Annotated in this window: 22 protein-coding genes, 2 tRNA genes, 1 rRNA gene and 2 riboswitches; of the genes, 15 read left to right on the plus strand and 10 right to left on the minus strand. The window is 68.6% G+C overall.

From position 1 onward, the window contains the following. Positions 1 to 87: 87 nt before the first annotated feature. Together AB0I53_RS02350 and AB0I53_RS02355 are read left to right on the plus strand one after the other, a co-directional pair. Complete coding sequence (locus AB0I53_RS02350) at positions 88 to 1,050, plus strand: hypothetical protein (protein WP_358595149.1); 963 nt, start codon at positions 88 to 90, stop codon at positions 1,048 to 1,050. Positions 1,051 to 1,062: 12 nt separating this feature from the next. Further along, positions 1,063 to 1,467: a hypothetical protein gene (locus tag AB0I53_RS02355; RefSeq protein WP_358595151.1), complete on the plus strand. Its 405-nt coding sequence runs from the start codon at positions 1,063 to 1,065 to the stop codon at positions 1,465 to 1,467. 19 nt (positions 1,468 to 1,486) lie between these two features. Here the strand turns inward: AB0I53_RS02355 and AB0I53_RS02360 are convergent, their stop codons facing one another. Beyond that, positions 1,487 to 1,786, minus strand: coding sequence for a DUF2218 domain-containing protein (locus AB0I53_RS02360; RefSeq protein ID WP_358595154.1), 300 nt, complete (start codon positions 1,784 to 1,786; stop codon positions 1,487 to 1,489). Between the two features lie 142 nt (positions 1,787 to 1,928). Here AB0I53_RS02360 and AB0I53_RS02365 point away from each other — a divergent pair, with 142 nt between their 5' ends. Next, entirely contained in the window at positions 1,929 to 3,044 is a 1,116-nt protein-coding gene (locus AB0I53_RS02365; protein ID WP_358595157.1) for a polysaccharide pyruvyl transferase family protein, read from the plus strand. A gap of 450 nt (positions 3,045 to 3,494) precedes the next feature. Here the strand turns inward: AB0I53_RS02365 and tenA are convergent, their stop codons facing one another. From tenA to AB0I53_RS02380, 3 genes are all read right to left on the minus strand, one after another. After that, positions 3,495 to 4,205 carry a thiaminase II gene (tenA, locus tag AB0I53_RS02370; protein WP_358595159.1) on the minus strand — a complete coding sequence of 237 codons (711 nt, stop codon included), beginning with the start codon at positions 4,203 to 4,205 and terminating at the stop codon, positions 3,495 to 3,497. A 280-nt stretch (positions 4,206 to 4,485) separates the two neighbouring features. Next, positions 4,486 to 5,283 carry a bifunctional hydroxymethylpyrimidine kinase/phosphomethylpyrimidine kinase gene (thiD, locus tag AB0I53_RS02375; RefSeq protein ID WP_358595162.1) on the minus strand — a complete coding sequence of 266 codons (798 nt, stop codon included), beginning with the start codon at positions 5,281 to 5,283 and terminating at the stop codon, positions 4,486 to 4,488. Next, positions 5,271 to 5,365, minus strand: a riboswitch (TPP riboswitch). It overlaps the preceding gene by 13 nt. Before the next feature lie 47 nt (positions 5,366 to 5,412). Then, positions 5,413 to 5,670, minus strand: coding sequence for a hypothetical protein (locus AB0I53_RS02380; RefSeq protein ID WP_358595165.1), 258 nt, complete (start codon positions 5,668 to 5,670; stop codon positions 5,413 to 5,415). A 212-nt stretch (positions 5,671 to 5,882) separates the two neighbouring features. On the opposite strand from AB0I53_RS02380, the gene AB0I53_RS02385 reads away from it, so the two are divergent. Further along, positions 5,883 to 6,623: a hypothetical protein gene (locus tag AB0I53_RS02385; RefSeq protein WP_358595167.1), complete on the plus strand. Its 741-nt coding sequence runs from the start codon at positions 5,883 to 5,885 to the stop codon at positions 6,621 to 6,623. Positions 6,624 to 6,713: 90 nt separating this feature from the next. Here the strand turns inward: AB0I53_RS02385 and AB0I53_RS02390 are convergent, their stop codons facing one another. Next, positions 6,714 to 6,899, minus strand: a complete 186-nt coding sequence (locus tag AB0I53_RS02390) for a hypothetical protein (RefSeq protein WP_358595170.1) — start codon at positions 6,897 to 6,899, stop codon at positions 6,714 to 6,716. Here AB0I53_RS02390 and AB0I53_RS02395 point away from each other — a divergent pair. The 5 genes from AB0I53_RS02395 (at position 6,898) to AB0I53_RS02415 (ending at position 10,740) form a co-directional block, all read left to right on the plus strand. Next, positions 6,898 to 7,455 carry an NIPSNAP family protein gene (locus AB0I53_RS02395; protein WP_358595172.1) on the plus strand — a complete coding sequence of 186 codons (558 nt, stop codon included), beginning with the start codon at positions 6,898 to 6,900 and terminating at the stop codon, positions 7,453 to 7,455. The genes AB0I53_RS02390 and AB0I53_RS02395 overlap by 2 nt on opposite strands. A 454-nt stretch (positions 7,456 to 7,909) precedes the next feature. After that, positions 7,910 to 8,107 carry a hypothetical protein gene (locus tag AB0I53_RS02400; RefSeq protein WP_358595175.1) on the plus strand — a complete coding sequence of 66 codons (198 nt, stop codon included), beginning with the start codon at positions 7,910 to 7,912 and terminating at the stop codon, positions 8,105 to 8,107. Positions 8,108 to 8,229: 122 nt separating this feature from the next. After that, on the plus strand, positions 8,230 to 9,867 hold the full coding sequence (locus tag AB0I53_RS02405; RefSeq protein ID WP_358595177.1) for an AMP-binding protein: 1,638 nt from the start codon (positions 8,230 to 8,232) through the stop codon (positions 9,865 to 9,867). A gap of 48 nt (positions 9,868 to 9,915) precedes the next feature. Further along, a complete protein-coding gene (orn, locus tag AB0I53_RS02410) occupies positions 9,916 to 10,557 on the plus strand; it encodes an oligoribonuclease (RefSeq protein WP_358595180.1) in 642 nt (213 codons plus the stop codon). A gap of 110 nt (positions 10,558 to 10,667) precedes the next feature. Beyond that, positions 10,668 to 10,740 (plus strand) — tRNA-His (locus AB0I53_RS02415). Between the two features lie 103 nt (positions 10,741 to 10,843). Here AB0I53_RS02415 and AB0I53_RS02420 read toward each other — a convergent pair. Next, on the minus strand, positions 10,844 to 11,986 hold the full coding sequence (locus tag AB0I53_RS02420) for an Ig-like domain-containing protein (protein ID WP_358595182.1): 1,143 nt from the start codon (positions 11,984 to 11,986) through the stop codon (positions 10,844 to 10,846). Positions 11,987 to 12,343: 357 nt separating this feature from the next. On the opposite strand from AB0I53_RS02420, the gene AB0I53_RS02425 reads away from it, so the two are divergent. Both AB0I53_RS02425 and AB0I53_RS02430 read left to right on the plus strand, forming a co-directional pair. Then, positions 12,344 to 12,416, plus strand: a tRNA-Lys gene (locus AB0I53_RS02425). Positions 12,417 to 12,719: 303 nt separating this feature from the next. Continuing rightward, the gene (locus tag AB0I53_RS02430; RefSeq protein ID WP_358595184.1) at positions 12,720 to 13,331 is read left to right on the plus strand and encodes a DUF5134 domain-containing protein; all 612 of its coding nucleotides are present in this window, start codon (positions 12,720 to 12,722) and stop codon (positions 13,329 to 13,331) included. Between the two features lie 94 nt (positions 13,332 to 13,425). On the opposite strand, the gene AB0I53_RS02435 is transcribed toward AB0I53_RS02430, so the two are convergent. Continuing rightward, a complete protein-coding gene (locus AB0I53_RS02435; RefSeq protein WP_358595187.1) occupies positions 13,426 to 14,073 on the minus strand; it encodes an alpha-ketoglutarate-dependent dioxygenase AlkB in 648 nt (215 codons plus the stop codon). Positions 14,074 to 14,209: 136 nt separating this feature from the next. Here AB0I53_RS02435 and AB0I53_RS02440 point away from each other — a divergent pair, with 136 nt between their 5' ends. After that, on the plus strand, positions 14,210 to 15,151 hold the full coding sequence (locus AB0I53_RS02440) for an iron-siderophore ABC transporter substrate-binding protein (protein ID WP_358595190.1): 942 nt from the start codon (positions 14,210 to 14,212) through the stop codon (positions 15,149 to 15,151). A gap of 30 nt (positions 15,152 to 15,181) precedes the next feature. Here AB0I53_RS02440 and AB0I53_RS02445 read toward each other — a convergent pair whose 3' ends face one another. Next, positions 15,182 to 17,551 (minus strand): glycoside hydrolase family 3 C-terminal domain-containing protein, encoded by a 2,370-nt coding sequence (locus tag AB0I53_RS02445; RefSeq protein ID WP_358595193.1) that lies wholly within the window; start codon positions 17,549 to 17,551, stop codon positions 15,182 to 15,184. A 117-nt stretch (positions 17,552 to 17,668) separates the two neighbouring features. Next, positions 17,669 to 17,884: riboswitch (cobalamin riboswitch) on the plus strand. Between the two features lie 110 nt (positions 17,885 to 17,994). Between AB0I53_RS02445 and AB0I53_RS02450 the strand changes: the two genes are divergently transcribed. The 3 genes from AB0I53_RS02450 (at position 17,995) to AB0I53_RS02460 (ending at position 22,090) form a co-directional block, all read left to right on the plus strand. Continuing rightward, a complete protein-coding gene (locus tag AB0I53_RS02450; protein WP_358595196.1) occupies positions 17,995 to 20,409 on the plus strand; it encodes a ribonucleoside-diphosphate reductase subunit alpha in 2,415 nt (804 codons plus the stop codon). 170 nt (positions 20,410 to 20,579) lie between these two features. After that, positions 20,580 to 21,668, plus strand: a complete 1,089-nt coding sequence (locus AB0I53_RS02455; protein ID WP_358595237.1) for a ribonucleotide-diphosphate reductase subunit beta — start codon at positions 20,580 to 20,582, stop codon at positions 21,666 to 21,668. 170 nt (positions 21,669 to 21,838) lie between these two features. Beyond that, complete coding sequence (locus AB0I53_RS02460) at positions 21,839 to 22,090, plus strand: zinc-ribbon domain-containing protein (RefSeq protein ID WP_358595199.1); 252 nt, start codon at positions 21,839 to 21,841, stop codon at positions 22,088 to 22,090. On the opposite strand, the gene ilvD is transcribed toward AB0I53_RS02460, so the two are convergent. Both ilvD and rrf read right to left on the minus strand, forming a co-directional pair. Beyond that, positions 22,091 to 23,791, minus strand: coding sequence for a dihydroxy-acid dehydratase (ilvD, locus tag AB0I53_RS02465; protein ID WP_358595202.1), 1,701 nt, complete (start codon positions 23,789 to 23,791; stop codon positions 22,091 to 22,093). Positions 23,792 to 23,919: 128 nt separating this feature from the next. Next, a 5S ribosomal RNA gene (gene rrf, locus AB0I53_RS02470) occupies positions 23,920 to 24,036 on the minus strand. Positions 24,037 to 24,230: the final 194 nt, after the last annotated feature.

Here is a 24,230-nt window from a genome sequence, read left to right on the forward strand (position 1 = left end):
CGTTGTTTTCCGCTGGGCGAGCACCCACCATCGCCCCTACTCTCCGAGCTATCGAATCGGCCGCACCGTCCGGAGAGGAGTTCACCAATGGAAGACGCCGACTCTGTCGTGCCGCTCCGGCCGGGGTTCGACATCCAGGTCCGAGGCTTCAACCGCCACCAGGTCATCGAGCACCTGGAACTGCTGGAGGACCAGCTGCGGCTGGTCACCATCGATCGCAACGAAGCGGCGCAGCTCAACTCGGACCTCCGCAAGCTCTGCGACGACACCCGCCGCAGCCTGGACGCCGCCGAGCAGCGGCTCAAGCGGATCGAGTCCTCCGACACCGGGCTGCCCGCCGCCTCCCAGCGCGTGCAGAACATGCTCTCGATCGCCGAAGAAGAGGTGCAGACCCTTCGCGATCAGGCGCGGCGGCAGGCCGAGATCATCCGCGGCACCGCGGAGACCGAGGCGCGCGAGCTGATCAGCGAAGCCGAGCGGGCCGCCGGCGAGCTGCGCAACGAGTGCAGCGAGCTGGTCTCGGACGTCGAGTCGAGGCGCGCGCGGCTGCACCGCGAGCACGACCAGAAGGCCAGCGACCTGCGCACCCGGGAACACCGGCTGCGGCAGAACATCCGCAACGAGTACAAGCAGACCGTGGCGGCGGCCCAGGAAGAAGCCGACGAGCTGATCGCCCAGACGCGGCGGCAGTGCGGCCAGTGGGACGCCAAAACCGAGCAGCTGCGGCTGGCGGCGCTGGAGGAGATCCGCACCAAGCAGCTCCGGCTGGACGAGATGCGCACCTCGGTGCTGTCGGCGATGGACAACGCCCGACGCCTGCTGGACGACTCCGCGGCCGACCTGCGCGGCCACAACACGGCGCCGAGCATCGCGGACGACGAAACCAAGCAAGTCACGCAGGAGAAACAGGTCGAGCAGGTCGAGCAGGTCGAGCAGCAGCCGGTGCGGCTGCCCGAACAGCGCGAGGACGTGCAGACCTACACCATTCCCATCGAGCGGGCGCACACCAACGGCACCGCCCCGCACCCCGGACCCGCCCGGCAGAGCTGATCGGAGCACCTCGTGGACCTGCTCGTGCTGATGTTCGTCACCGGTTTCGCATTGGCCACGCTGATCTTCTGGCCGCTGCTGCAACGGGCGAACCGACGTCTCGCCGAGAGCGGTGTCTCCGAAACGGCGATCGCGCCGAAGGGCAAGCACGCGCTGCGCACGCCGGCCGGCCCGCCCAAGTCGGCCGCGCCGACGGTCATCGCCCGGCGGCCGAGCACCGATCAAGCGGCGCAGGAGGAGCCCGAACCGAAGCCCGAGGAGCCCCAGCCGGTGCCGGTCGCCCCGCAGCAGCGCACTGCGGAGCCGGGGGAGATCCCAGAGCTGCCGACCGACCTGTTCGAGAAGCACTTCGAGGCCAAGTTCAACCGGTCCCGCCAGCGCCTGGCCCGGCTCCGCGACGAGATCGGCAAGGAATGATCCTCGCGGCTGTTAATACTCAGTCGTTCGTCCAGTCGACCTTCAGCTCGTCGCGCTGACCGAACCGCTCCAGGTGGCGGCCGATCACGTCCTGCACCCGGTCGAGCACCTCGGCGTTCTCCGCCTCCGCACGCAGGGCGAGCGCGTCCGGCTCGCTCACCAGCAGGCAGCTGCCCACGCCGCGATCGGCGGGCAGGGCGATGCGGATGCCGTCCGATTCCTCGGACACCTCGCACTTCCGGCCGAGGTGCGCGGACAGCTGCTTGGCGTAGCGGGCCGGCTTGTCGGTGCCCACCTTCGCCTGCGATCGAATCGTCAAGACGCCTCCAAAGTTAAGTTAGCCCAACCTAATTAGTACCAGCGGCGGCAACCGGGTGCGAGATGTCACTCGCCCCGGCGTTCGGGGCTTTCTCGTTGCTACGTTCGAAAGGGACTCGGCACCCGAAGGCTGGAGCCCACCGTTGACCAACCCGCCGACCATCTACCTGGTCGCCACCACCGGCCATCCGAACTACGGGGACGAACTGATCGCCGCCGCCTGGTTGAAGCACCTGGCGCGCGTCGCCCCGGACAGCGAGATCTGGGTGGACTGCCCAAACCCCGGACCGAGCGAAGTGCTGCTCGGCCACCTGCACCCGCGAGTCCGGTTCACCGACACGTTCTGGCGGCTGTGCTGGGAAGCCCCGTCCGACGGCCCGTGGGAAGTCGCGTCGTTCGTGCAGCACGCGATCGAAAACCCTGGGCTGGCGCCGCGCTGGGTGGCGGGCATCGAACTGGCCGCCGGGGTGGACCTGGTGCACGTCATCGGCGGCGGATTCGTCAACGGCATCTGGCCGCGCCACCTCGGCCTGCTCGCGGCCGCGGTCGCGGCGACCCGCCGATCCGGCGGCCGAGCGGTGATGACCGGTCAGGGATTCTGGCCGGTCGCGCCCGAAGCGGAGCCGCTGCTGCGCAACCTCGCCGCGCAGTTCGACGTCGTCGACGTGCGCGACGAGCCGTCGGTCGCGCTGGCCAGCGCCGCCTCGCACACCGGCGACGACATGTTCTTCGGCGTCGAACCCGGCCTGTACCGGGACGACGACCTGCGCGAGGTCATGGTGTGCCTGCAGTCGGACCTGCTCGACGTGTCGGTGCCCGCGCTGGCCGGATTCCTGCTGGACACGCTCGGCGAATGGGGCGTGCGCCCCGAGCAGGTCGGCATCGTCGAGGGCATCCCGCGGGTGGACCGCGAGGTCTTCGCGCTGGTCGAGCACGACCTGCCGGGCGCCCGGTTCTACGCGTTCGCCGAGATCATGGACGCCGGGCTGCCGGCGGCGGCCGGGCAGCGCTGGCTGTCCAGCCGGTTCCACCTGCACCTGATGGCCGCGGCGGCCGGGGCCCACGGAGTCGCGGTGTCGATCAACTCCGGCTACTACACCAACAAGCACCGGTCGCTGATCGACCGCGGTTCGGGCTGGACGCTCAGCGAGGGGCTGCGGGTTCCGGCCATGCCGACCAGCGGCGGATTCGCGCCCGACGTGCTGCGAGAACTCAAGCAGGGCAAGGAAGAACTCGCGAAGGCGATCTACGGGAGCTGACCTACTCCTCGGCGGCGACGTCCTCCCGCTGCCGGCGGCGGTCGGCGATGTAGAACGGCGCAGCCGCCAACACGGGCACCAGCATGCCCGCCAGGACGATCAGAAGAGAAGTGCCCACGGCCGCCGAAACTCCGTCCACGGGTGGAAGAATCCACGCTTTGCTCCTCGCCCGGACGGGCGTCTCGCTGAGAGCATCGCTGCACCGGACGATACGTTAACGGCGCAACATGTGTGCCCGGTCACACCGAGCCGGTGCGGATTCTTCCCACGCCGCAACGGGTTTCACTTGTCACTCTTTTGAGGCGGCGCAGCCGCTTAGCCCGGCTTCGCAACCGGCACCGCCGCGGGTTCTCAGAGGTCTTCTCGCGAGGGCAGCCGGGGATCCCACAGCGAGAAAGACGCTTGAGATTCCGGCACCCGCTCTTCTGCGCAGACCGAGCCTGGAAATCCTTACCCGAGGAAGCGGGCGGTGGGCCATTCCTCCTTGATCCAGGCGCTGTTCCAGAACAGCCACTCGTACTCCGTGGCCCGGGTGAACGCTTCGAGCATCCGGTGCCGGGTTTCCTCGTCCGCGCCCTTGGCGACCCGGTCGGTGAGGTCGCGGGCCGTCAGCACCGCCTCGGCGAACTCGTCGTCGGCGTAGGTCTGGATCCACGCCCGGTACGGGTGGCCCTCGGCGCCTCCGGTGGCCTCCAGGATCGCGGTGCCGACGTGCTGGTACACCCAGAAGCACGGCAGGATCGCCGCCAGCAGCACCGGGTACGACTCGGTCAGCGCGTTCGCCCGCAGGAACGACGTGTAGGCCAGGCAGGACGGGGACGTGCCGATCCCGGCGATCTCGGCGTCGGACAGGCCGAACTCCGCGACGTATCCGGCGTGCAACCGGCGCTCCTCGACCAGCGCGCCCTGCGAAGCGCCGGCGAGGAACGCGGCGTCCTCGGCGTTGTCGGCGCGCGTCGCGGCTGCCGCCAGCGCCTGCGCGAAACCGACCAGGTAGCGCGCGTCCTGCACGATGTAGAACGCGAAGCGGTCGCGGTCCAGGGTGCCGTCGGTCAGCGCGGCGTTGAAAGGGTGCTCGACGATCGCCTGCTGCAGATCGGCGGTGTGCGCCCATGCCTTGGCGCAGAAACCGTCGGCGGGCGGAGCGGGCAGCTTGCTCATCAGAACCTCTCGTAGCGTGTGGGAGCCCTTGCACTCAGGGCTTTACAGGTGTTTGGGAAGTCGGTTTTGGCTTTTGTTCTTGAAGCGGCGAAGCCGCTCAGCCCCCTACGCAACTTGCACCGCCGCGGGTTCTCAGACGTCTTCTCGCGAGGACAGCCCCGATGCCGCGTATTGGGTCATACACAAATCGGGGATCCCAGAGCGAGAAGGCGTCTGTAACTCCCGCAGGGGGGCCGCTACTTGCACCGCCACGCAAAACGAGCCTGGAAAGCCGAAAAGGTCACCACCAGCGGTGGAAGTGGTGCACCGGGCCGTGGCCGTGGCCGACGTCGAGCCGTTCCGAGGCGCGCAGGGCCTCGGTCAGGTACTCCTTGGCTTCGCGCACCGCTTCGAGCCAGTCCGCCCGCTGCGGCCGCAGCGCGGCGATCGCCGCCGACAGCGTGCAGCCGGTGCCGTGGTCGTTGGTGGTCGTGACCCGCTCGCTGGACAGGAACTCGGCGATCCCGTCGCCGTACAGCAGGTCCACGCTGGACCGGCCGTCGAGGTGGCCGCCCTTGAGCAGCACCTGCTTGGCGCCCAGCCCGGCCAGCCGCTCGGCCTGCGCGGGCATGTCGGCGGGATCGGTGAGCTCCGGCTCGCCCAGCAGATCCGCGGCCTCCGGCAGGTTCGGGGTGATCAGGTCCACCCGCGGCAGCAGCTCCTCGCGCAGCACGCCGACCGCCTCCGGCGCGAGCAGCCGGTCGCCGCTCTTGGCGACCATCACGGGATCCAGCACGACGTGCGGCGGCGCGTAGCGGTCGAGCACCTCGATCACCGCGCGGATCACCTCGGCGTTGGCCAGCATGCCGATCTTGACCGCGTCCACCCGCACGTCGTCGAGCAGCGTGACCAGCTGCGCGGTGATGAACTCCGGCGGCACCTCGTGGACCTCGGAAACCCCGGTGGTGGTCTGCGCGACCAGCGCGGTGATCACGGACATGCCGTAGGCGCCGTGCGCCGAGAAGGTCTTCAGATCGGCCTGCACGCCGGCGCCGCCGCTGGGGTCGGTGCCGGCGATGGTCAGCACATTGGGAACCATGACGTCCCTCCGCTAGTACGAGCTAGGTCAGGTTCAACGGGTCTGTTCTCAGCCCGGCAGCCGGGCACCCCGCGTCACTGCCACCAACCTAACAACCGCGGGCGGCCCACGACCACGCCCGGCACCGCCTCAGTCGATCAGGCCCACCACCACGCCGGCGGTGAGCACCTCACCGGGCCGCACCTGATGCCACAACGTGCCGGTGGCCAGCGCCGAAACCCAGCCGATCGTCCGGCCGCAGCAGTCGCCGCCCACCCGGACCTCCGCCAACCGGTCGCCCACGCACACCCGGCTGCCGTCCGCGACCAGCCAGCACACCAGCACTCCGCGCGACGGACCGCGACCGGCCTCCCGTCGGCCCAGTTCAGGGAAGTGCACCTCGGTCATCTCGCCCCCTCGATGATCGCCCCAGCATTGCCCCGAGTGCGCCGCGCGACAAGACCATTCGGCCGCCGGAACGCTCCGGTCGTCGAGCCGACGGTCTGCGCCGATCGGCCCACATCGCCCCGGGCCGATCCGGCACAGCGATCGAATTCACACCGTGAAGGCCCCCACCGGTAGGCAAGGTGAACCTTCATCGCGGACTAAAGTGGTTGATGATGGAAACCACGACCGATGCCCCGAGCTTCGCCCGTTCCCGCCGGCAACCCCGGCCGGAGGATCCCGCCCGGATCTGGGCCCCGCTGGCGGACCTGACCGAAGCCGCCGTGGCGGCCGCCGGTTCGGGGACGGTGGCGATCACCCGCGGATTCGACCGCAACAGCAGGCAGCGCGCGAAAGCGCTGCGCGAGCTGCTGAACCGGCGCGACGTCGCCGCCGTCGAGGTGACCCCGGCTCCGGGCAGCGCTCGGCTGCTGGCAGACGTCGAGATCACCGCGGTGGTCAACCTGATCGGCGCCGGATCGTGGCAGCCCTACCGGGTGGCCGCCGAACTGCGCGCCCCGGTGCTCACGCCGAAGCCCGGCGACGGCGCGGCCGAGGAGGCCACGCGGGACGTGATCGCCCTGGCCGGCGACTCCGGCCAGCGCGACGTCGCGATCTCGCACGTCGCCGTCCGCTCCGAGGATCCCGCCGCCAGCCGGCTGACCCTGACCTACGACGGTGAGCAGCTGACGGTGCCCGGCGGCTGGTTGACCATCACGGTGCACGGCAGCGAGCTGCAGGCCAAGGTCGGCGGCGTGGACTTCCCGGAGCGAACGCTGACCACCGGCAAGATCCGGGTGGAGGCCTTCGACGCGCCGCACCGGCTGGTCCGCGACGAACTGCCGATCGCAGACTTCGAAGAAGCCGCGGTCACCTTCACCGCCGAGCCGAACGGCCTGGTGGTCCGCCCGGTCTGAACCGCATTCCGCCGAAATCCCGTCCGCAGCTTCTACCGGAGCTGCGGACTTCTGCTTTCCAGGGAACCGCCGCTCAGTTGTGGATCGGGTTCAGCATTGACCATTGACCATTGACCGCTCAGTCTCCGACACCGCCCAGCTGATGGTCTCGGCCCAGTCCGTGAATCCGACCGCGGGCGGCACGTCTGATTCCTCGAGGACCTCGGCCAGCTCGACACCCGCCTGGCCGGTTGATGCCCCGGAATTGTCGGGAAGGTCCGCTACGGTCGCGGTCATGACGGAGCAGGTGTGGTGTGGCGTGGTCGAGCTGCGGCAGTACACGCTGAAACCGGGGCAGCGGGACGTGCTGATCGAGCTGTTCGAGCGTGAGCTCGTCGAGCCGCAGGAAGCGCTCGGCATGCGGATCATCGGCACATTCCGCGACCTCGACGACCCAGACCGGTTTGTGTGGCTGCGCGGGTTCGCCGACATGGCGGCCCGCCACGCCGGCCTGACCGGCTTCTACCACGGGCCGGTCTGGGCCGAGCACCGGGAAGCCGCGAACGCCACCATGGTCGACTCCGACGATGTGCTGTTGCTGCGGCCATGCGGGCCGTTCACGCGACCGAAAACGCCCGGGAAGCTAGTCACCGTCACCGTGTCCGACCGCCACGTCACGGGCAGCCAGCTCGTTGCGACCTTGCGCAGCGAGCATGCGCCCAACACGTTCCAGGCGTTGCCGGTCCGCGAGAATGAGGACGTGGCCGTCACCGTCGCCGTGCAGGACCACAGTCCCGAGCCGAGCCCGGAGACTCTCCGCTTGGAGCCGACCGCGCGGTCCTGGCTGCGCTAGCGCACCTGCCGGAAGAACGATCGGACCTCGTCGACGTACAGCTGGGCAGTTCCATTGTGGATCCCATTGACCGAACTGGCGGCTCGGCTGAGTCTGACGAGGGTTTCCGAGCGAAGGGCCCCGGCACCGAGTTCGGTGCCGACGATCAAACGACGAAGCCCCCGGCGGATTCACTCAATCACCGAGGCACAGTAGCCACTCCACAACCAGCGAACGCATCCTCAACACGCCGCCAGGCCCACCAACAACCCGTTCCGGTTACTGACCACCCATGCACAAGTCATCGCGAGCTGGTCACTCGGGGTTCCTAGATCACCCGGCAGAGATGTGTTCTAGAGCACTCCCGCGACTGATTCCGGCATATGCCGTCACGGTTCATACCAAGCCGCGTCCCTCGATCAATACCGCGCGCTGGAGGCAGAGCGCGCGAACTGCAACAGGGAGGCTGGAGATCGTGGAGCCCACCAAGCAGTGGCATGTGAGCTGCCGCGATGTCGCCGGCAGACGTCGGGACATGTCGGTGTTCGTCAACCAGGAGAATGTCGTGCTGATCGCCCCACCGGGCGAGACGGCGGTGCTGTCACCGCTGGAAGTCGGCAGGCTGCGAGCGGCCTTGCGCGACGCGATCGTGCAGGCTGCCTCGCTCGAGTGAACACCCCGAGAGCGCGGGGACGGGCGACGGCCCGCCCCCGCGCTCTCGATCTCGGTCTTCCCCCCGCAGTCCGCTCACGGCATTATCTACTCCCGGTAACCTGGCGACCGAGAGGTGACTGCGTGAGCACGTTCTGGCAACGATCAGCCGCGCTTCTCGGGCGCGGAACGTCCGGTCTGCACACGGCGTTCGTCCTGGTCAAGCAAGGGGTGATCAGCCCGCTTCGACCGGACAAGCTGCTGCGGGTCGTCCTCGCCTGGCGCCGCTGGGGCATCACGCCGCCGCTGGGCTTCGCCGTCGGCGCGGTGCGCCACGCCGACCGCCCGGCCGTGATCGACGAGCGCGGCGCGCTCAGCTACGCCGAGCTCTCGCAGCGCACCACCCGGCTGGCCAACGGCCTGCACGACCGCATCCCCGGCGGCACCCGGATCGGCGTGCTGTGCCGCAACCACCACGGGCCGGTCGAAACGATCGTCGCCGCCGCCAAGCTCGGCGTCGACGTCGTGCTGCTCAACACCGGCCTGAGCAGCCGGCAGCTCACCGACGTGATCGCCGAGCAGCGGGTCGGCCTGCTGGTCCTGGACTCCGAATTCAGCAGCCACCTGCCGAACCTGCCCGAGGACCTCGATGCCGTGCTGGCGTGGACCGAGGGCACCACCCGGCACGACACGCTCGAGCACCTGATCACCACCGCCCCGGCCAAGCAGCTGCCCCGGCCGGGCCGGCACTCCCGGATGATCGTGCTGACCTCCGGCACCACCGGAACCCCGAAGGGCGCCCGCCGCCCCGATCCGCCGGGGCTGGCGCCCGCGGCGTCGATCCTGTCCCGGGTGCCGCTGCGCAACGGAGAACGAGTGCTGATCAGCGCGCCGCTGTTCCACACCTGGGGAATCGCGGCGTTCCAGCTCGGCTCCGTGCTCGGGGCGACTCTGGTGCTGCACCGCAAGTTCGATCCCGAGCGCGCGCTCAGCGCCGTGGAGCGCCACCAGTGCACGTCGATGTTCGCGGTGCCGGTGATGCTCCAGCGCATCCTCGAACTCCCCGAACGGATCCGCGCCAAGTACGACCACGACGCGCTGCGCATCGTGGCGAGCAGCGGTTCGGCACTCCCCGCCGACCTGGCCACCAGGTTCCAGCGCGCCTTCGGGCCGGTGCTCCACAACCTCTACGGCTCCACCGAGGTGTCGTGGGTGAGCATCGCGACACCGCACGACCTGCGCGCCGCGCCGGGCACCGCTGGCCGTCCGCCGCGAGGCACGACCGTGCGCATCCTCGGCGACGACGGGACACCGGTGCGCCGCGGCACGACCGGACGGATCTTCGCGGGCAACGACATGCTCTTCGAGGGCTACACCAACGGCAGCAGCCGGGAGATCCGCGACGGCCTGATGTCCACGGGCGACCTCGGGCGCATCGACGCCGCCGGGCGGTTGTTCGTCGTCGGCCGCGAGGACGACATGATCATCTCCGGCGGCGAGAACGTCTATCCCAAGGAGACCGAGGACGCCATCGCCGGAATGCCCGAGGTGTCCGAGGCGGCCGTCATCGGCGTCGACGACGCCGAGTTCGGGCAGCGCCTCGCGGCGTTCTTGGTGCTCCGCGCCGACGGCGGCCTGGACGCCGAGCAGCTGCGCGACCGGCTCCGCGGCCGGCTGTCGAAATTCGCCATGCCCCGCGATGTGGTGTTCCTCGACGAGCTGCCGCGCAACGCCACTGGCAAGGTCGTGCCGCGCGAGCTGCTCGCCCGCCTGGAGGCATGACCGGCACGGCTGCACGATCACCCCCCGTGGCGAGTTAGGCTGCCTCGGGTGAATGACCGTCTAGTGTGGATCGACTGCGAAATGACCGGTCTCGATCTCGGCAAGGACGCGCTGATCGAGATCGCCGCCCTGGTCACCGATGCCGACCTCAACATCCTCGGCGAAGGCGTGGACATCGTCATCCACGCCGACGACGAGGCGCTCGCCGGAATGCCCGACGTGGTGCGCGACATGCACGACCGCTCCGGGCTCACCGAAGAGGTGCGCCGCTCCGAGGTGACCCTCGAAGAAGCCGAACAACGGGTGCTGGAATACATCCGCCAGTACGTGCCGACCGACCGGTCCGCGCCGCTGGCCGGCAACTCGATCGCCACCGACCGCGGCTTCATCTCCCGCGACATGCCGCGACTGGACGCCCACCTGCACTACCGGATGGTCGACGTGTCGTCCATCAAGGAGCTGTGCCGCCGCTGGTACCCGCGGATCTACTACGCGCAGCCGGAGAAGGGCCTCGCGCACCGCGCGCTGGCCGACATCCGGGAGTCCATCCGCGAGCTCGCCTACTACCGGCGGACCGCGTTCGTCCCGCAGCCGGGGCCGACCAGCGAACAGGCCCAGGCGGTGGCCGCCGACCTGCTCAACGGCGATGGCGCGGACAAGGCCCGCGAGACCCCGGAATCCGGCCGCTGACCAGCGCGCACCGGGATAACCGGAGCCGGTGGAAAACCCGGTGACAGCGCACGCTACTATGTGAGCGTTGCTCCGGAAGGAGCCCGGAAGGGCCGGTCCGAGCGGCCGAGGTGGGTGTAGCTCAGTAGGTAGAGCACTGGGTTGTGGTCCCAGATGTCGCGGGTTCGAATCCCGTCACTCACCCAATGAAGAAAGGCCCCGTTCCGCTGGAACGGGGCCTTTCTTCATTGCCCGGTCGTCGGGGCGAGTGGTTGTTCCCGGTGCGAACCGGGAACAACCGCTCAACTCACCTGTTGCCCTGCACCCACTGGTCCCACGGGATCTGCCAGTCCCCGAAACCGTCCCAGGAACGCAGGTTCGGCCCGCCGGAATTGGTGATCTGGACGACGTCGCCCTTCTTCAGCAGGTCGAAGACCCACTTGGCGTTGTCCATGCTCATGTTGATGCAGCCGTGGCTGACGTTGCGCCGGCCCTGGTCGCCCACCGACCACGGCGCGGCGTGCAGGAACTCGCCACCGTTGGAGATCCGGACGGCCCACTTCACCTCGGTGCGGTAGCCGCCGGCCTCGATCGGCAGGCCGTAGGTCGAGGAGTCCATCACCTTCGTGGCGTGGTGCTCGGTGACCACGTGCACGCCGTTGTTGGACGGGAAGGACGGCTTGCCCAGCGACACCGGCATGGTCCGGATCACCTGGCCGTTCTTCTCGATGCTCATCTGGTGGCTGGCACCGTCGGCCTTCAGCACGACCGCATCGCCGATCGTGATGTTGGCCTTGCGGTCCTCCTCGCCCCAGACCCCGTTGCCGAGGTCCTTGCCGTACACGTCGACGTCGATCGACACCTTGGTGCCCGGCTTCCAGTAGTCCTTCGGCCGCCAGTGCACCTCGCGGCTGTTGAACCAGTAGAAAGCACCCTCCACGGCCGGCTCGGTGCGGACCTTGATCGCTTCCTCGGCCTTGGCCTTGTCCGGCGCCGGGGCATTCGCGCTGAAGTAGAACGCCAGCGGCTGGCCGACGCCGACGGTCTGCCCGTCGAGCGGGTTCATCGACACGAAGCTCTGCTTGCCGGGCTTGACCGTGCTGAAGGTGGATTGCTGGGTGATGGCCGGCCCGCTCGCCCCCTGCGCGGTCACGGACAGCGTGTACGTCTTGTCGTAGCCGAGCTTCTCGCTCGCCTTCCAGCTCGCCCCGTCCGGCGCGATAGCGCCGGCCAACTTGCCGCCCTCCGAATTGGTCAGCACCGCCTCGACGATCTTGCCGTTCACCGCGGTCGCGCTGATCGGCCCGGCCGGCGAGATGTCCTTGGCGCCGTTCTGCGGCGCCAGTTCCAGTGTTGGTGCGGGCGGCACCCCATCGGACGCCGGAGTGGCCCCCGAACCCGATTCGCTGCAGCCGGCGACGAATAACGCCGCCAAGCCGAAGATCAACATTGTCAACAGTCGTGAAACCCGTACGGGAACCCCGACCGAATTACGCCACTCCCTCATGGGCAACAGTCCGTCCGATCCGATGCGCCACTACGCCTGTGAACAGTGTGCAGCAATGCCCCGACAGTGTGTGAAGGGACCACGAGATACACATGGGGTGACCGCCCCTGGTCGATCGCCCTCCATGAGACGCAACGCCCCACCCCGAGGTTGCGTTCCCACCTCCGGCAACCTCGCCGCCGCCAAAACCGACCCCCCTGTTCGGCACCCCCACACGACCGTGCTAATGTTTTCCACGTCGCCAGGGAGACCGGCCGGAACCGAAAAGGAACCGAATGGATCAGAACTGACCGGCAGCCAGCGCCAATAGCTCAACTGGCAGAGCAGCTGACTCTTAATCAGCGGGTTCGGGGTTCGAGTCCCTGTTGGCGCACTCCATATGCGAAACGCCCTGCTTACGCGGGGCGTTTCGCTTTTTTCATATCTCGTCTTTGCATTGGGGGGTCGAACCCCCCAAACCCCCCACGGTGCGGTGGCCGCTTGCCGTTGTCGGGTCACGTTGTGCGTGCTCCCGGGCCTGGGTGACTCCTGGACCATAAAGGCATCCTTTGGACTGGGTGGTTCCTCTTCTCGGCTTGTGTTGGGCGCGTCAGCTCTTGCCTTGGGATGGTCGGCTTCAGTACCCGGTCGGACCTGGTTTCTTTGTTGTCTCTTGGCCAAGAATCGGCTGGCGTAGGTGATCGATCGGGGGTTGCTGGCCGTGGTCTTGATCAGCTCCTTGCTCACCTGCCTGGTCATCGTGGTGACCTTGGCGTGCGTGGCTCGGCTGGCGCTGCGGTCGCGGCATCGCGGGGTTCGGAGCACCGATCGCAGCTTGGACTTCTCCCACGCATTGATGGGCGTCGGGATGAGCGCCATGTTGCTGTCCCCCGCGCTTCCTTCCGGCTTGTGGGCCGCGCCGTTCGTCGCGAACTCCGCTTGGCTGGGCGTGCTGGCCCTGCGCCGCCGTCCCGCTCGCGCATATCTGCACCACCTGACGGGCGCGCTGGCGATGGCTTACATGTTCGCCGCTGCGCGGTCTCACTCCGCCGCTTCGCAGACGTTCTCGTTGCCCTCCGGGCACTCGTCCGGGCACTCGCACGGCAGCGTGTCGGCCGTCTTCGACGCCCATCCCGCCGGCTTCGCCTTCCCGCTCGTCGCTTGGGTGCTGATGATCTACAGCTTTCTCAGCGCCGGCTTCGCCGGCACCGATCTGCTGCGCCCGCCGCCGGCTTGCCACCGGTTCGCTGCCGCGACCGAACTGGTCCTGTCGCTGAGCATGGGCTACATGTTCCTGACCATGCTCTGACATCAGCCTGGGTGCTCCGTTTCGCCAGGCAACTGCCCGTGCGTACTTCGTGTTGCCATAGCGACACAAAGTACGCACGGGTCACCACGGGCCTTCAGTCCATTCCGGACACTCGGAGGGTGATGTTCAGGCGGCCTGCCGTCATGCCTATTTCCGGGCTCGTGCCCGGGAACGTCTTCGGCACTCCGTGGTAGGCCAGGCGGGACTGGCCGCCGAAGACGAACAGGTCTCCCGAACACAGCTCCACGTCCGTCCACGGCCTGTTGCGGTTCTCCGTGTTCCCGAAGCGGAAGACGCACGTGTCGCCGAGGCTCAGCGACACCACCGGCTCCCGGCTCCGCTCGTCGCGGTCCTGGTGCATGCCCATCCGCGCGTCGGCGTCGTAGAAGTTGACCAGCGCCACGTCCGGCCGGTAGTCCTCGGCGGCGCGGCCGTAGGCGTCGGCCAGCGCCCTGCGCCCCAGGTCGCCGAGCCAGTCCGGGAACGGCGTGACCGGGGAGCCGTCGCCGTCGTCGACCGTTCGCGAGTACCGGTAGGGATACCAGTGCCAGCCGAGGCACACGGTTCGCACCGACATCATGCCGCCGCTCGGCAGCCGGGCCGATCGCATGCCCGCCGGCGAACGGGCCCATTCCCGGCACGCGACGACCAGTTCGCGCTGCCGCTCGGCGTCCAGCCAGTCGGGCACGTGCACCGCTCCCGGGGCGATCTCGGCCCGCTCGCGCGGGATCAACGACTCCATGCCAGTCCCTCTACCACGCCATGATCATCCGGGCTCGGCGATCTCCGCGTGAGAACGCTCTCAATGCTGGTCTCCTTACTCCGATCAGGTTAGGCTTGCCAAACTTTTGGAGCCAACCGGACAGGCAGGGAGCACCATGTTCCGTCCTCGTCGACTGCTCGCGGCCATCACCACCGTGCTCGCGCTCGGCACCGCCGCGGCGTGCGGCACGTCGACCCCCGATCAGTCCACCGCGCCCCAAGGCAACGAGCGGATCGTCACTCACGCCAAGGGCCAGACCAAGATCGCCGGCACCCCGCAGCGGGTGGTCGTGCTGGACACCGGAGAACTCGACGCGGTGCTGGCGCTGGGAGTCAAGCCGGTCGGAACCGTGCTGCCGGACGCCAACAAGACGCTGCAGCCGTACCTCGCCGAGAAGGCCGGCAACATCGAGGTCGTCGGCACCATCGGCTCGCCCAACCTGGAGAAGATCGCCGCGCTCAAGCCGGACCTGATCCTGTCCAGCAAGGTCCGCGACGACCAGAACTACGACGCGCTGAGCAAGATCGCGCCGACCGTGTTCGCCGAGACCGTCGGCAAGACCTGGAAGGAGAACTTCCTTCTCGACGCCGAGGCGCTGGACAAGAAGGCGGAGGCGCAGCAGATCCTCGACGCCTACCAGCAGCGCGCCGCCGACATCGGCAAGCAGGTCGGCGACCCGGCGACCCGCAAGGTCAGCATGCTGCGGTTCATCCCCGGCGAAATCCGCCTGTACGGCAAGGGCTCCTTCATCGGCACGATCCTGGCCGACGCGGGCTTCAGCCGCCCCGACAACCAGCAGATCGAGCAGACCCACGCCAAGATCAGCCGCGAGCAGATCTCCCAGGCCGACGGCGACCAGCTGTTCTACGCCGCCTACGGCGAGAGCGCCAAGCAGCAGATGACCGGCGTGGTCGACTCGGTGCAGTGGACGACCCTCAACGCCGTGAAGAACGGCAAGGCCGTCGAGGTCCACGACGACACCTGGTTCCTCGGTCTCGGCCCGATCGCCGCCAACCTGGTCCTGGACGACCTGCAGAAGGCCTTCGCGCAGCAGTGACCCGGAGAAGAGCCCGTGGGTCCGCCGGACTCACGGGCTTTTCGCTGCGCTGATCCGCAGCTCGCCGGCGCTGCGCCCGACGCGCAGCTCGCGCGCCCCGGGCTCGACGTCCACCACCACCGACACCTCGGCTCCCGCCTCGGCCTCGGCGACGGCGAACCCCGCCAGCCGCAGCGGCTCCACGGCGTACACCTGCACGACCTCGCGTCCCGCTCGGTCACCGGTGTTGCGCAGCTTCACCCGTACGTTCTCGCCTTCGGCGACGACCTCCAGGTACTCCCAGGTCGTGTACCCGAGCCCGTGTCCGAAGTGGAACGCCGGCGTCACGCCCCGGTCTTCGTAGGCGCGGTAGCCGACCAGAGTTCCCTCGGCGTAATGCAGTTCGCCGTCCACCGGCTGCACGCCGGGCAGCGGGACCGGGACGTCGGCGAGCTCGGCCGGGAACGTCGTCGGCAGCCGGCCGCCGGGCTCGGCCCGCCCCAGCAGCACGTCGGCCAGCGCGTCCCCGTATTCCTGGCTGCCAAACCAGGTCCACAGCACCGCGGGCACGTCGGTGGCCCAGGGCATGAGCACCGGCGAGCCGGCGTTGACCACCACGACGGTGTTCGGGTTCGCCGCCGCCACCTTGCGGACCAGCTCGTTCTGCGCGCCCGGCAGGTCCAGCGAGACGCGGTCGCGGCCCTCGGTCTCGACCTCGTCGTTGGTGCCGACCACGACCACCGCGACGTCGGCGTCCCGGGCGATCGCCAGGGCCGCGGCGAGTTCGCTGGCGTCGTCCCATTCCCGCGCGCGGTGCCCGATTCCGACCGCCACCAGCGCATCGAGGCTCTGCGGGGTGAACTCCACGGTCAGCGCGGCCTGACCGGCAGCGTCCAGGTCCGATTCCACGAGCACCACGTTGAACCGCTGCTCGGGCGGTTCCAGCATGTCGCCCAGCGGGTCGCCGATCCCGTCCGCTCGCACCACGTCCGCGGCCAGCACCTCCCGGCCGGAGAGTTCGACGCGGAAGCTGCCGGTGCCGTTCACCCCGAACACGTGCTCACCGACGTCGAGCCGGAGAATTCCCCGCAGGCGAAACGACTTCGTCCCGGCAGGCAGGCCACCGAGCCACACCAGCCGATCGGTGCCGCGCAGTTCGCTCTCGAGCACCGCACCGTCGGCGCCGAGGTAGTCGACCCGCAGGCCGCTCCCCTCACCTTCCGGATCGGTGCTCTCCGCGTCCGGGATCACGTCCAGCAGTCGCCTATGCCGGACACCGCGCTGGTACACCACATCCGCGTCCGGCAACGCCGCCCGCAGCCCGTCCAGCGGCGTCACCACGTGCGGCGGGCTGACGTGCGACGAGCCGCCGCCCTGCACCGCGGGGATGGTGGCGTTCTCGCCGATCACCGCGACCTTCGCGACCTTCGGGTCGATCGGCAGCAGTGGCGCGTCGGCCACGATCTCGTTGCGCAGCAACACGAATCCCTGCGCCGCGAGCCGCCGGATGACCGGCCGGGCCTCCTCCGACGGTCCGCCGCCGCCGGGTTCGGAGTCCTCGAACGCACCGACGCGGTCGGCCAGCCGCAACACGCGCAGAACCTTGTCGTCGAGCACCTCCTCGGGAACCTCGCCCCGCTCCACGGCTTTCGCGAGCTTCCCGCCGCTCCAAGGGCTTTTCGGGCCGGGCATCGCCAGGTCGAGGCCGCCAAGCGCTGCCTCCTTGAGCGAGCGGGTGGCGAACCAGTCCGACACGAGCATCCCGTCCCACGCCCACTCGCTCTTGAGGATGTCGTTCACCAGCGCGGAATTCTCGGTCATCGTGCGGCCGTTCACCGAGTTGTAGGCGGCCATCAGCGCCCACGGCGAGGCCTTCGCGATGATCCGCTCGAACGGCTTGAGGTAGACCTCGCGCAGCGTCTGCTCGTCGACGACCGCGTCGTAGCTGAGCCGCTCGGTTTCGCTGTCGTTGGCGACGAAGTGCTTCGGCGTCGCGGCCACCCCGCGCGACTGGATGCCCGCCACCACCTCGGCGCCGATCTCGGCGATCAGCAACGGATCTTCGGAGAAGTTCTCGAAATGCCTGCCCCCGAAAGGACTTCGATGCACGTTGATCGTCGGCGCCAGCACCACGTGCACGCCCCGGCGGCGCGCCTCGTCGCCGAACATCTCCCCCACCGCCCGCGCCGCCGCCCGATCCCACGTCGCCGCCAGCGCGGACGCCACCGGGAACAGCAGCGAGGTGTCGCGCTCGTCCCAGGTCGTGCCGCGCACCCCGTTCGGGCCGTCGGAGAGCACCAGCGACCGCAACCCGATCTTGGGCATCGGGTGCAGGGTCCAGAAGTCGGCGCCGGTCAACAGCAGCGCCTTGTCCGCCACGGTCAACTCCGAAACCAACGACCGAAGCTTCGCCTCGTCCACCGGTACCCCTTTCGCCAGCCCTCGGCCGCCCAGTCTCGGGCAATGCGCCCGGACTGTCGACCGGTACCGCGCCACGCCGTTATCTGCCCATGCACGCCGTCTCTGAACCCAACATGTAGTGTGTCGATCGCTGGTGGTTCACCGGAGGCATCCGGTGAGGCAAGAGGGAACCCGGTGCGAATCCGGGACTGCCCCGCAGCGGTGAACGGGAACGAACGTCGTGACCCGACTGCCGAAACGGCAGCGGGTAGAGCACTGGGCGAGCAGCCTGGGAAGCCGCGACCACTAGGCCGCCCGTGAGTCCGAAGACCTGCCGCCGGTGCACGCGCGAAGCGTGCAGTCCGGGACCTCGAGGGCGGGTCTGCGCGGACGACCAGCGGCTGCCGCCGCCGGGTCTCCTCGCGCGCCGTCGTGGTCCGCCGAGCTCGCGAGGGAGAGAGCCCGTGACGGCGACACTCAACGACTGGACCCGCGTGTCCACTGTGGTCCACCAAGCCTGCGCCGGGCTGTCCGGCGTGTCCGCGGAAGCCGTGCTCGACGAGGTGCGACGCACCGGCTACACCGGCATCAGCGACGACGAGCTCGCATTGGCCCAGGTCATGGCGGCGCGCACGCTGATCGAGACCGAACCGAACTACTCGCAGGTCACCGCCCGGCTGCTGCTGGACCGGATGCGGCGCGAGGCGCTGAGCTTCCTCAGCGAGCCGCAGGAGGCCGACCAGGAGGAGATGCGCGCCCGCTACCCGAAGTACTTCGCCGACTACGTGCGGCGCGGCATCGAGCTGAACCGGCTAGACCCGGAGCTGGGCACCTTCGACCTGGCGCGACTGGGCGGCGCGCTGGCTCCGGAACGCGACCTGACCTTCGGCTTCCTCGGCCTGCAGACCCTCTACGACCGCTACTTCCTGCACCACGACGGCACCCGGTTCGAGCTGCCGCAGGCGTTCTTCATGCGGGTCGCAATGGGCCTCGCGCTGCGCGAGGACGACCGCGAGGCCCGGGCCATCGAGTTCTACCACCTGCTGTCGTCGTTCGACTTCATGTGCTCGACGCCGACGCTGTTCAACGCCGGCACCACCCGGCCGCAGCTGTCGTCCTGCTTCCTGACCACTGTGGACGACGACCTGTCCGGCATCTTCCACTCGATCAGCAACAACGCGCTGCTTTCGAAGTACGCCGGCGGGCTGGGCAACGACTGGACGCCGGTGCGCGGCATCGGCGCCCACATCAACGGCACCAACGGCAAGTCGCAGGGCGTGGTGCCGTTCCTGAAGATCGCCAACGACACCGCCGTGGCGGTCAACCAGGGCGGCCGGCGCAAGGGCGCGGTGTGCGCGTACCTGGAGACCTGGCACATCGACGTCGAGGAGTTCCTCGACCTGCGCAAGAACACCGGCGACGACCGCCGCCGCACCCACGACATGAACACGGCGAACTGGGTGCCCGACGAGTTCCTGCGCCGCGTCGAGGCCGACGGGCAGTGGACGCTGTTCTCCCCGGACGAGACCCCGGACCTGCACGACCTCTACGGCCGGGCGTTCGCCGAGCGCTACCGCGCCTACGAGCAGGCCGCCGACCGCGGCGAGATCAAGGTGTTCAAGCGGGTCCGAGCGGTGGAGTTGTGGCGGCGGATGCTGACCATGCTCTTCGAGACCGGCCACCCCTGGATCACCTTCAAGGACCCGTGCAACCTGCGTTCACCGCAGCAGCACAACGGCGTCGTGCACTCCTCGAACCTTTGCACCGAGATCACCCTGAACACCAGCACCGACGAGGTGGCGGTGTGCAACCTCGGGTCGATCAACCTGGCCCGGCACGTCACCGCCGACGGCATCGACGCCGAGAAGCTGGAGCGCACCACCCGCATCGCCGTGCGGATGCTGGACAACGTCATCGACATCAACTTCTACACGATCCCCGAGGCGCGCCGGTCCAACCTGCGGCACCGGCCGGTCGGGCTGGGGCTGATGGGCTTCGCGGACGCGCTGTTCGTGCAGCGCATCCCGGCGTCGTCGGATGCCGCGGTGGAGTTCGCCGACCGCAGCATGGAGCAGATCAGCTACCACGCCATCGCCGCGTCCAGCGCGCTCGCGGCCGAGCGCGGCCGCTACGAGTCCTTCGACGGGTCGCTGTGGAGCCGCGGCGTCCTGCCGATCGACTCGCTCGAACTGCTCGCCGAGGCCCGCGACGGCGACGTCGACCTGGACCTATCGTCCACACTGGACTGGGAGGCGCTGCGGGCGCGGGTGGTGCGCGACGGCATGCGCAACTCCAACGTGATGGCCATCGCGCCGACCGCCACGATCTCCAACATCTGCGGCGTCAACCAGTCCATCGAGCCGGTCTACCGCAACCTGTACGTCAAGGCGAACATGTCCGGCGACTTCACCGTGGTCAACCCGCACCTGGTCGCCGACCTGAAGCGGGCCGGGCTGTGGGACGAGGCGATGGTCGCGGACCTGAAGTTCCACGACGGCAGCCTGCTGCCGATCGAGCGGATCCCACAGGAGCTCAAGGACCTGTACGCCACCGCGTTCGAGATCGAACCGCGCTGGCTGGTGGAGGCTGCGGCGCGTCGGCAGAAGTGGATCGACCAGGCGCAGTCGCTGAACCTCTACGTCAGCCGGCCCAGCGGCCGCACGCTCGACGAGCTCTACCGGCTCGCCTGGCACAAGGGCCTGAAGACCACGTACTACCTGCGCTCCACCAGCGCGACCCACGTGGAGAAGAGCACCCTGCGCGGCACCGACGGCAAGCTCAACGCCGTCCCGACCGCGGTCCCGGTTTCGGAGATCCCGACCGCGTCGGCCGGCGCGGCCTGCTCGGTCGAAGACCCCGACTGCGAAGCCTGCCAGTGAGAACGAGCCGGCCGGCCGATACCGGCCCTGCCTGACACCGGACGCCCGGCCGCGGGCCGAAGGTTCCCGATTTTGCCTGAAATCGGGAACCTTCGCGCGCGGCGGCTCCGCCGGCCACACCATCCCCAGTCACCCATCGCAGTTTCGCTGAAACTGTCCGCATCACCGTTCTGGAGCACCAGCGCATGACCACCACCCAGCCGAACACTTCCGCCGGGCTCGGCGAGATCGACCGCTCCGGCGGCCGCGTCGCCGTCGGCGACAAGGCGATGATCAACGCTCGCGCCGACGTCAACCAGCTGCTCCCGCTCAAGTACGGCTGGGCCTGGGAGAAGTACCTCGCGGGCTGCAACAACCACTGGATGCCCACCGAGATCTCGATGCAGGCCGACATCGCGCTGTGGAAGTCCGCCGACGGGCTCAGCGCCGACGAGCGCCTGCTGCTCAAGCGCAACCTCGGCTTCTTCGCCACCGCGGAATCCCTGGTGGCCAACAACATCGTGCTCGCCGTCTACCGGCACATCACCAACCCCGAGTGCCGCCAGTACCTGCTGCGCCAGGCCTTCGAAGAGGCCGTGCACACCCACACCTTCCAGTACATCTGCGAAAGCCTCGGCCTCGACGAGGGCGAGCTGTTCAACATGTACCGCGAGATCCCGTCGATCGCCGACAAGGACGCCTGGGCGCTGCAGTACACCCGCAGCCTGGAAGATCCCGACTTCGCCACCGGCAGCACCGAGGCCGACCAGGCATTCCTGCGCGACCTCGTGGCGTTCTACGTGATCTTCGAGGGCATGTGGTTCTACACCGGGTTCGCGCAGATCCTCGCGCTGGGCCGGCGGAACAAGATGGTCGGCATCGCCGAGCAGTACCAGTACATCCTGCGCGACGAGTCGATCCACCTGAACTTCGGCATCGACTGCATCAACCAGATCAAGCTGGAGAACCCGCACCTGTGGACCGAGGAGTTCCAGGCGGAGATCCGGAGGATGCTGGCGGAGGCCTGCGAGCTGGAGATCGCCTACGGGCGCGACACGATGCCGCGCGGGCTGCTCGGCATCAACGCCGAGCTCTGCGCCCAGTACATGCACTTCATCACCAACCGGCGCTGCGCCCAGCTGGGCCTGGAGCCGGTGTTCCCGGAGGCCGACAACCCCTTCCCGTGGATGTCGGAGGCCATGGATCTGAAGAAGGAGAAGAACTTCTTCGAGACCCGGGTGATCGAATACCAGTCCGGCGGCTCCCTGTCCTGGGACTGAACCCGGCGACATAAAGCGAACGGCCTGTTCACTCCGATAGGCGGCGCGAACAGGCCGTTCGCTTCGATGTGAGCACTCCCACTCATCGACGATCGAGCAACCCGCCCCGCTCGAATCCCGGCCGGCCCTAACGTCGGCTGGCGATCACACACCGCACCGGGGAGGAAAGCGTGATCATCTGGGGATTCCGGAGCAGGGTCCAGCGGCTGGCCAGCCTGCAGCTCACCTGCCCGGGCTGCCGCGGCACGTACGCGACGACCCTCAACAAGGGCATCACCAAGTTCACGCTGTTCTTCATCCCGCTGTTCCCTACCAGCACCCGGTACGCGTTGACCTGCACCTGGTGCGGCACGACGTCTCGGATCACCAAGGAAATGGCGGAACAGCTCCAGGCCCGGCCGCAGCAGGGCCCGCGAACCTGATCACTCGCAAACCGCTCCTTCCGCCGCCGAGCCGACCAGCTTCGCGTACTTGCCGAGCACGCCCTTGCGGAACCGCGGCGCCGGCGGAAACCAGTTCTCGCGGCGGCGCAGGAGTTCTTCGTCGGAGACGAGCAGGTCCAGGGTGCGATTGGCGAGGTCGAGGCGGATCGGGTCGCCGTCCCGCACCAGCGCGATCGGTCCGCCGTCGGTCGCCTCCGGCGCCACGTGCCCGATGCACAATCCCGTGGTGCCGCCGGAGAATCGGCCGTCCGTCACCAGCAGCACGTCCTTGCCCAGTCCGGCACCCTTGATCGCACCGGTCACCGCGAGCATCTCCCGCATGCCCGGCCCGCCGCGCGGCCCCTCGTAGCGGATGATGACCACATCGCCGGGTTTCAGCGTGCCGTCCTCCACGGCATCCATGGCACCCTGCTCGCCGTCGAAAACGCGCGCCGTGCCGTCGAAACTCGTCGAGTCGAAACCCGCGCTCTTGACCACCGCGCCGTCGGGCGCGAGCGATCCGCGCAGGATGGTCAGCCCGCCGGTGGGGTGGATCGGGTTCGAAAGCCGGTGCAGCACCTCGCCATCGAGGTCCGGCGGATCGAGTTCGGCGAGGTTCTCCGCAACGGTGCGGCCGGTCACCGTCATGCAGTCGCCGTGCAGCAGGCCAGCATCGAGCAGGGCCTTCATCATCACCGGCACGCCGCCGATCCGGTCCACCGCAGGCATCACGTACCGGCCGAAGGGCTTGACGTCGGCCAGGTGCGGCACGCGATCGCCGATCCGGTTGAAGTCGTCCAGTCGCAGGTCGACCTCGGCCTCCCGGGCGATGGCGAGCAGGTGCAGCACCGCATTGGTCGATCCGCCGAAGGCCATCGTCACCGCGATCGCGTTCTCGAACGCCTCCTTCGTCAGGATCTGCCGAGCGGTCAGCTGCCGGGCCAGCATGCCGACCGCCAACCGACCGGCCTCGCGAGCACCCGCGTCACGACGCCGATCCACCGACGGAGGGCTGGCCGACCCGGGCACCGACATGCCGAGCGCCTCGGCCGCGCAGGCCATGGTGTTCGCGGTGTACATCCCGCCGCAGGCGCCCTCGCCCGGACAGATGGCGCGCTCGATGCGATCCACCTCGGCGCGCGTGATGAGGCCGCGCGCGCACGCCCCCACCGCTTCGAAGGCGTCGATGATGGTGACCTCGCGGTCGTCGACACGGCCCGGCAGGATCGAGCCGGCGTAGACGAACACCGACGCCAGGTCCAGCCTCGCCGCGGCCATCAGCATGCCCGGCAGGCTCTTGTCGCAGCCCGCGAGCAGCACAGAACCGTCCAGCCGTTCGGCTTCCATCACGGTCTCGACGGAGTCCGCGATGATCTCCCGGGACACCAGGGAGTAGTGCATTCCGACGTGCCCCATCGAGATGCCGTCGGAGACGGAGATCGTGCCGAACTCCATCGGATATCCGCCGGCCTCGTGCACGCCTTCCTTCGCCGCCTGCGCCAGACGCTGCAGCGAGAGGTTGCACGGGGTGATCTCGTTCCACGAGGAAGCCACCCCGATCTGGGGCTTCGCGAAGTCGGCGTCCTGCATGCCGACGGCGCGCAACATCCCGCGCGCCGCCGCCCGCTCCATTCCTTCGGTCACCTCGCTGCTGCGAGGCTTCAGCGTGCGCTGGTCGCTGGTGAGCTTGGCATGGTCCACACCCCGACTGTAGTCCGCATCACAGCCGAGGCGCTTGCCGTGCGGTGGTGTAAGCGGGCACCGAAATAGAAGAAGGGCCTCTTTTTCTTCCGGTAACCAGAAGAAAAAGAGGCCCTTCTCAAATAGTGTGTCGGCGGTGTCTTACTCTCCCACACCCTGTCGAGTGCAGTACCATCAGCGCTGGGGAGCTTAGCTACCGGGTTCGGAATGGGACCGGGCGGACCCTCCCCGCCATCGCCACCGACAACCCTCAACCCCACCCACAGGTGGGAAACTCGTGAGGCGTCGATAATCGACACGCGATCATCTTCACTTATCAACAACAACCATCACCTGGTTGCTGTCTCAGATACCGTATAGTGGGTGCGTAGCAATCTTTGTGAGCAAGTCCTCGGCCTATCAGCACCAGTCAACTCCACACGTTACCGTGCTTCCATAT

The organism is Saccharopolyspora sp. NPDC050389 (assembly GCF_040655595.1).
GTDB lineage: Bacteria > Actinomycetota > Actinomycetes > Mycobacteriales > Pseudonocardiaceae > Saccharopolyspora.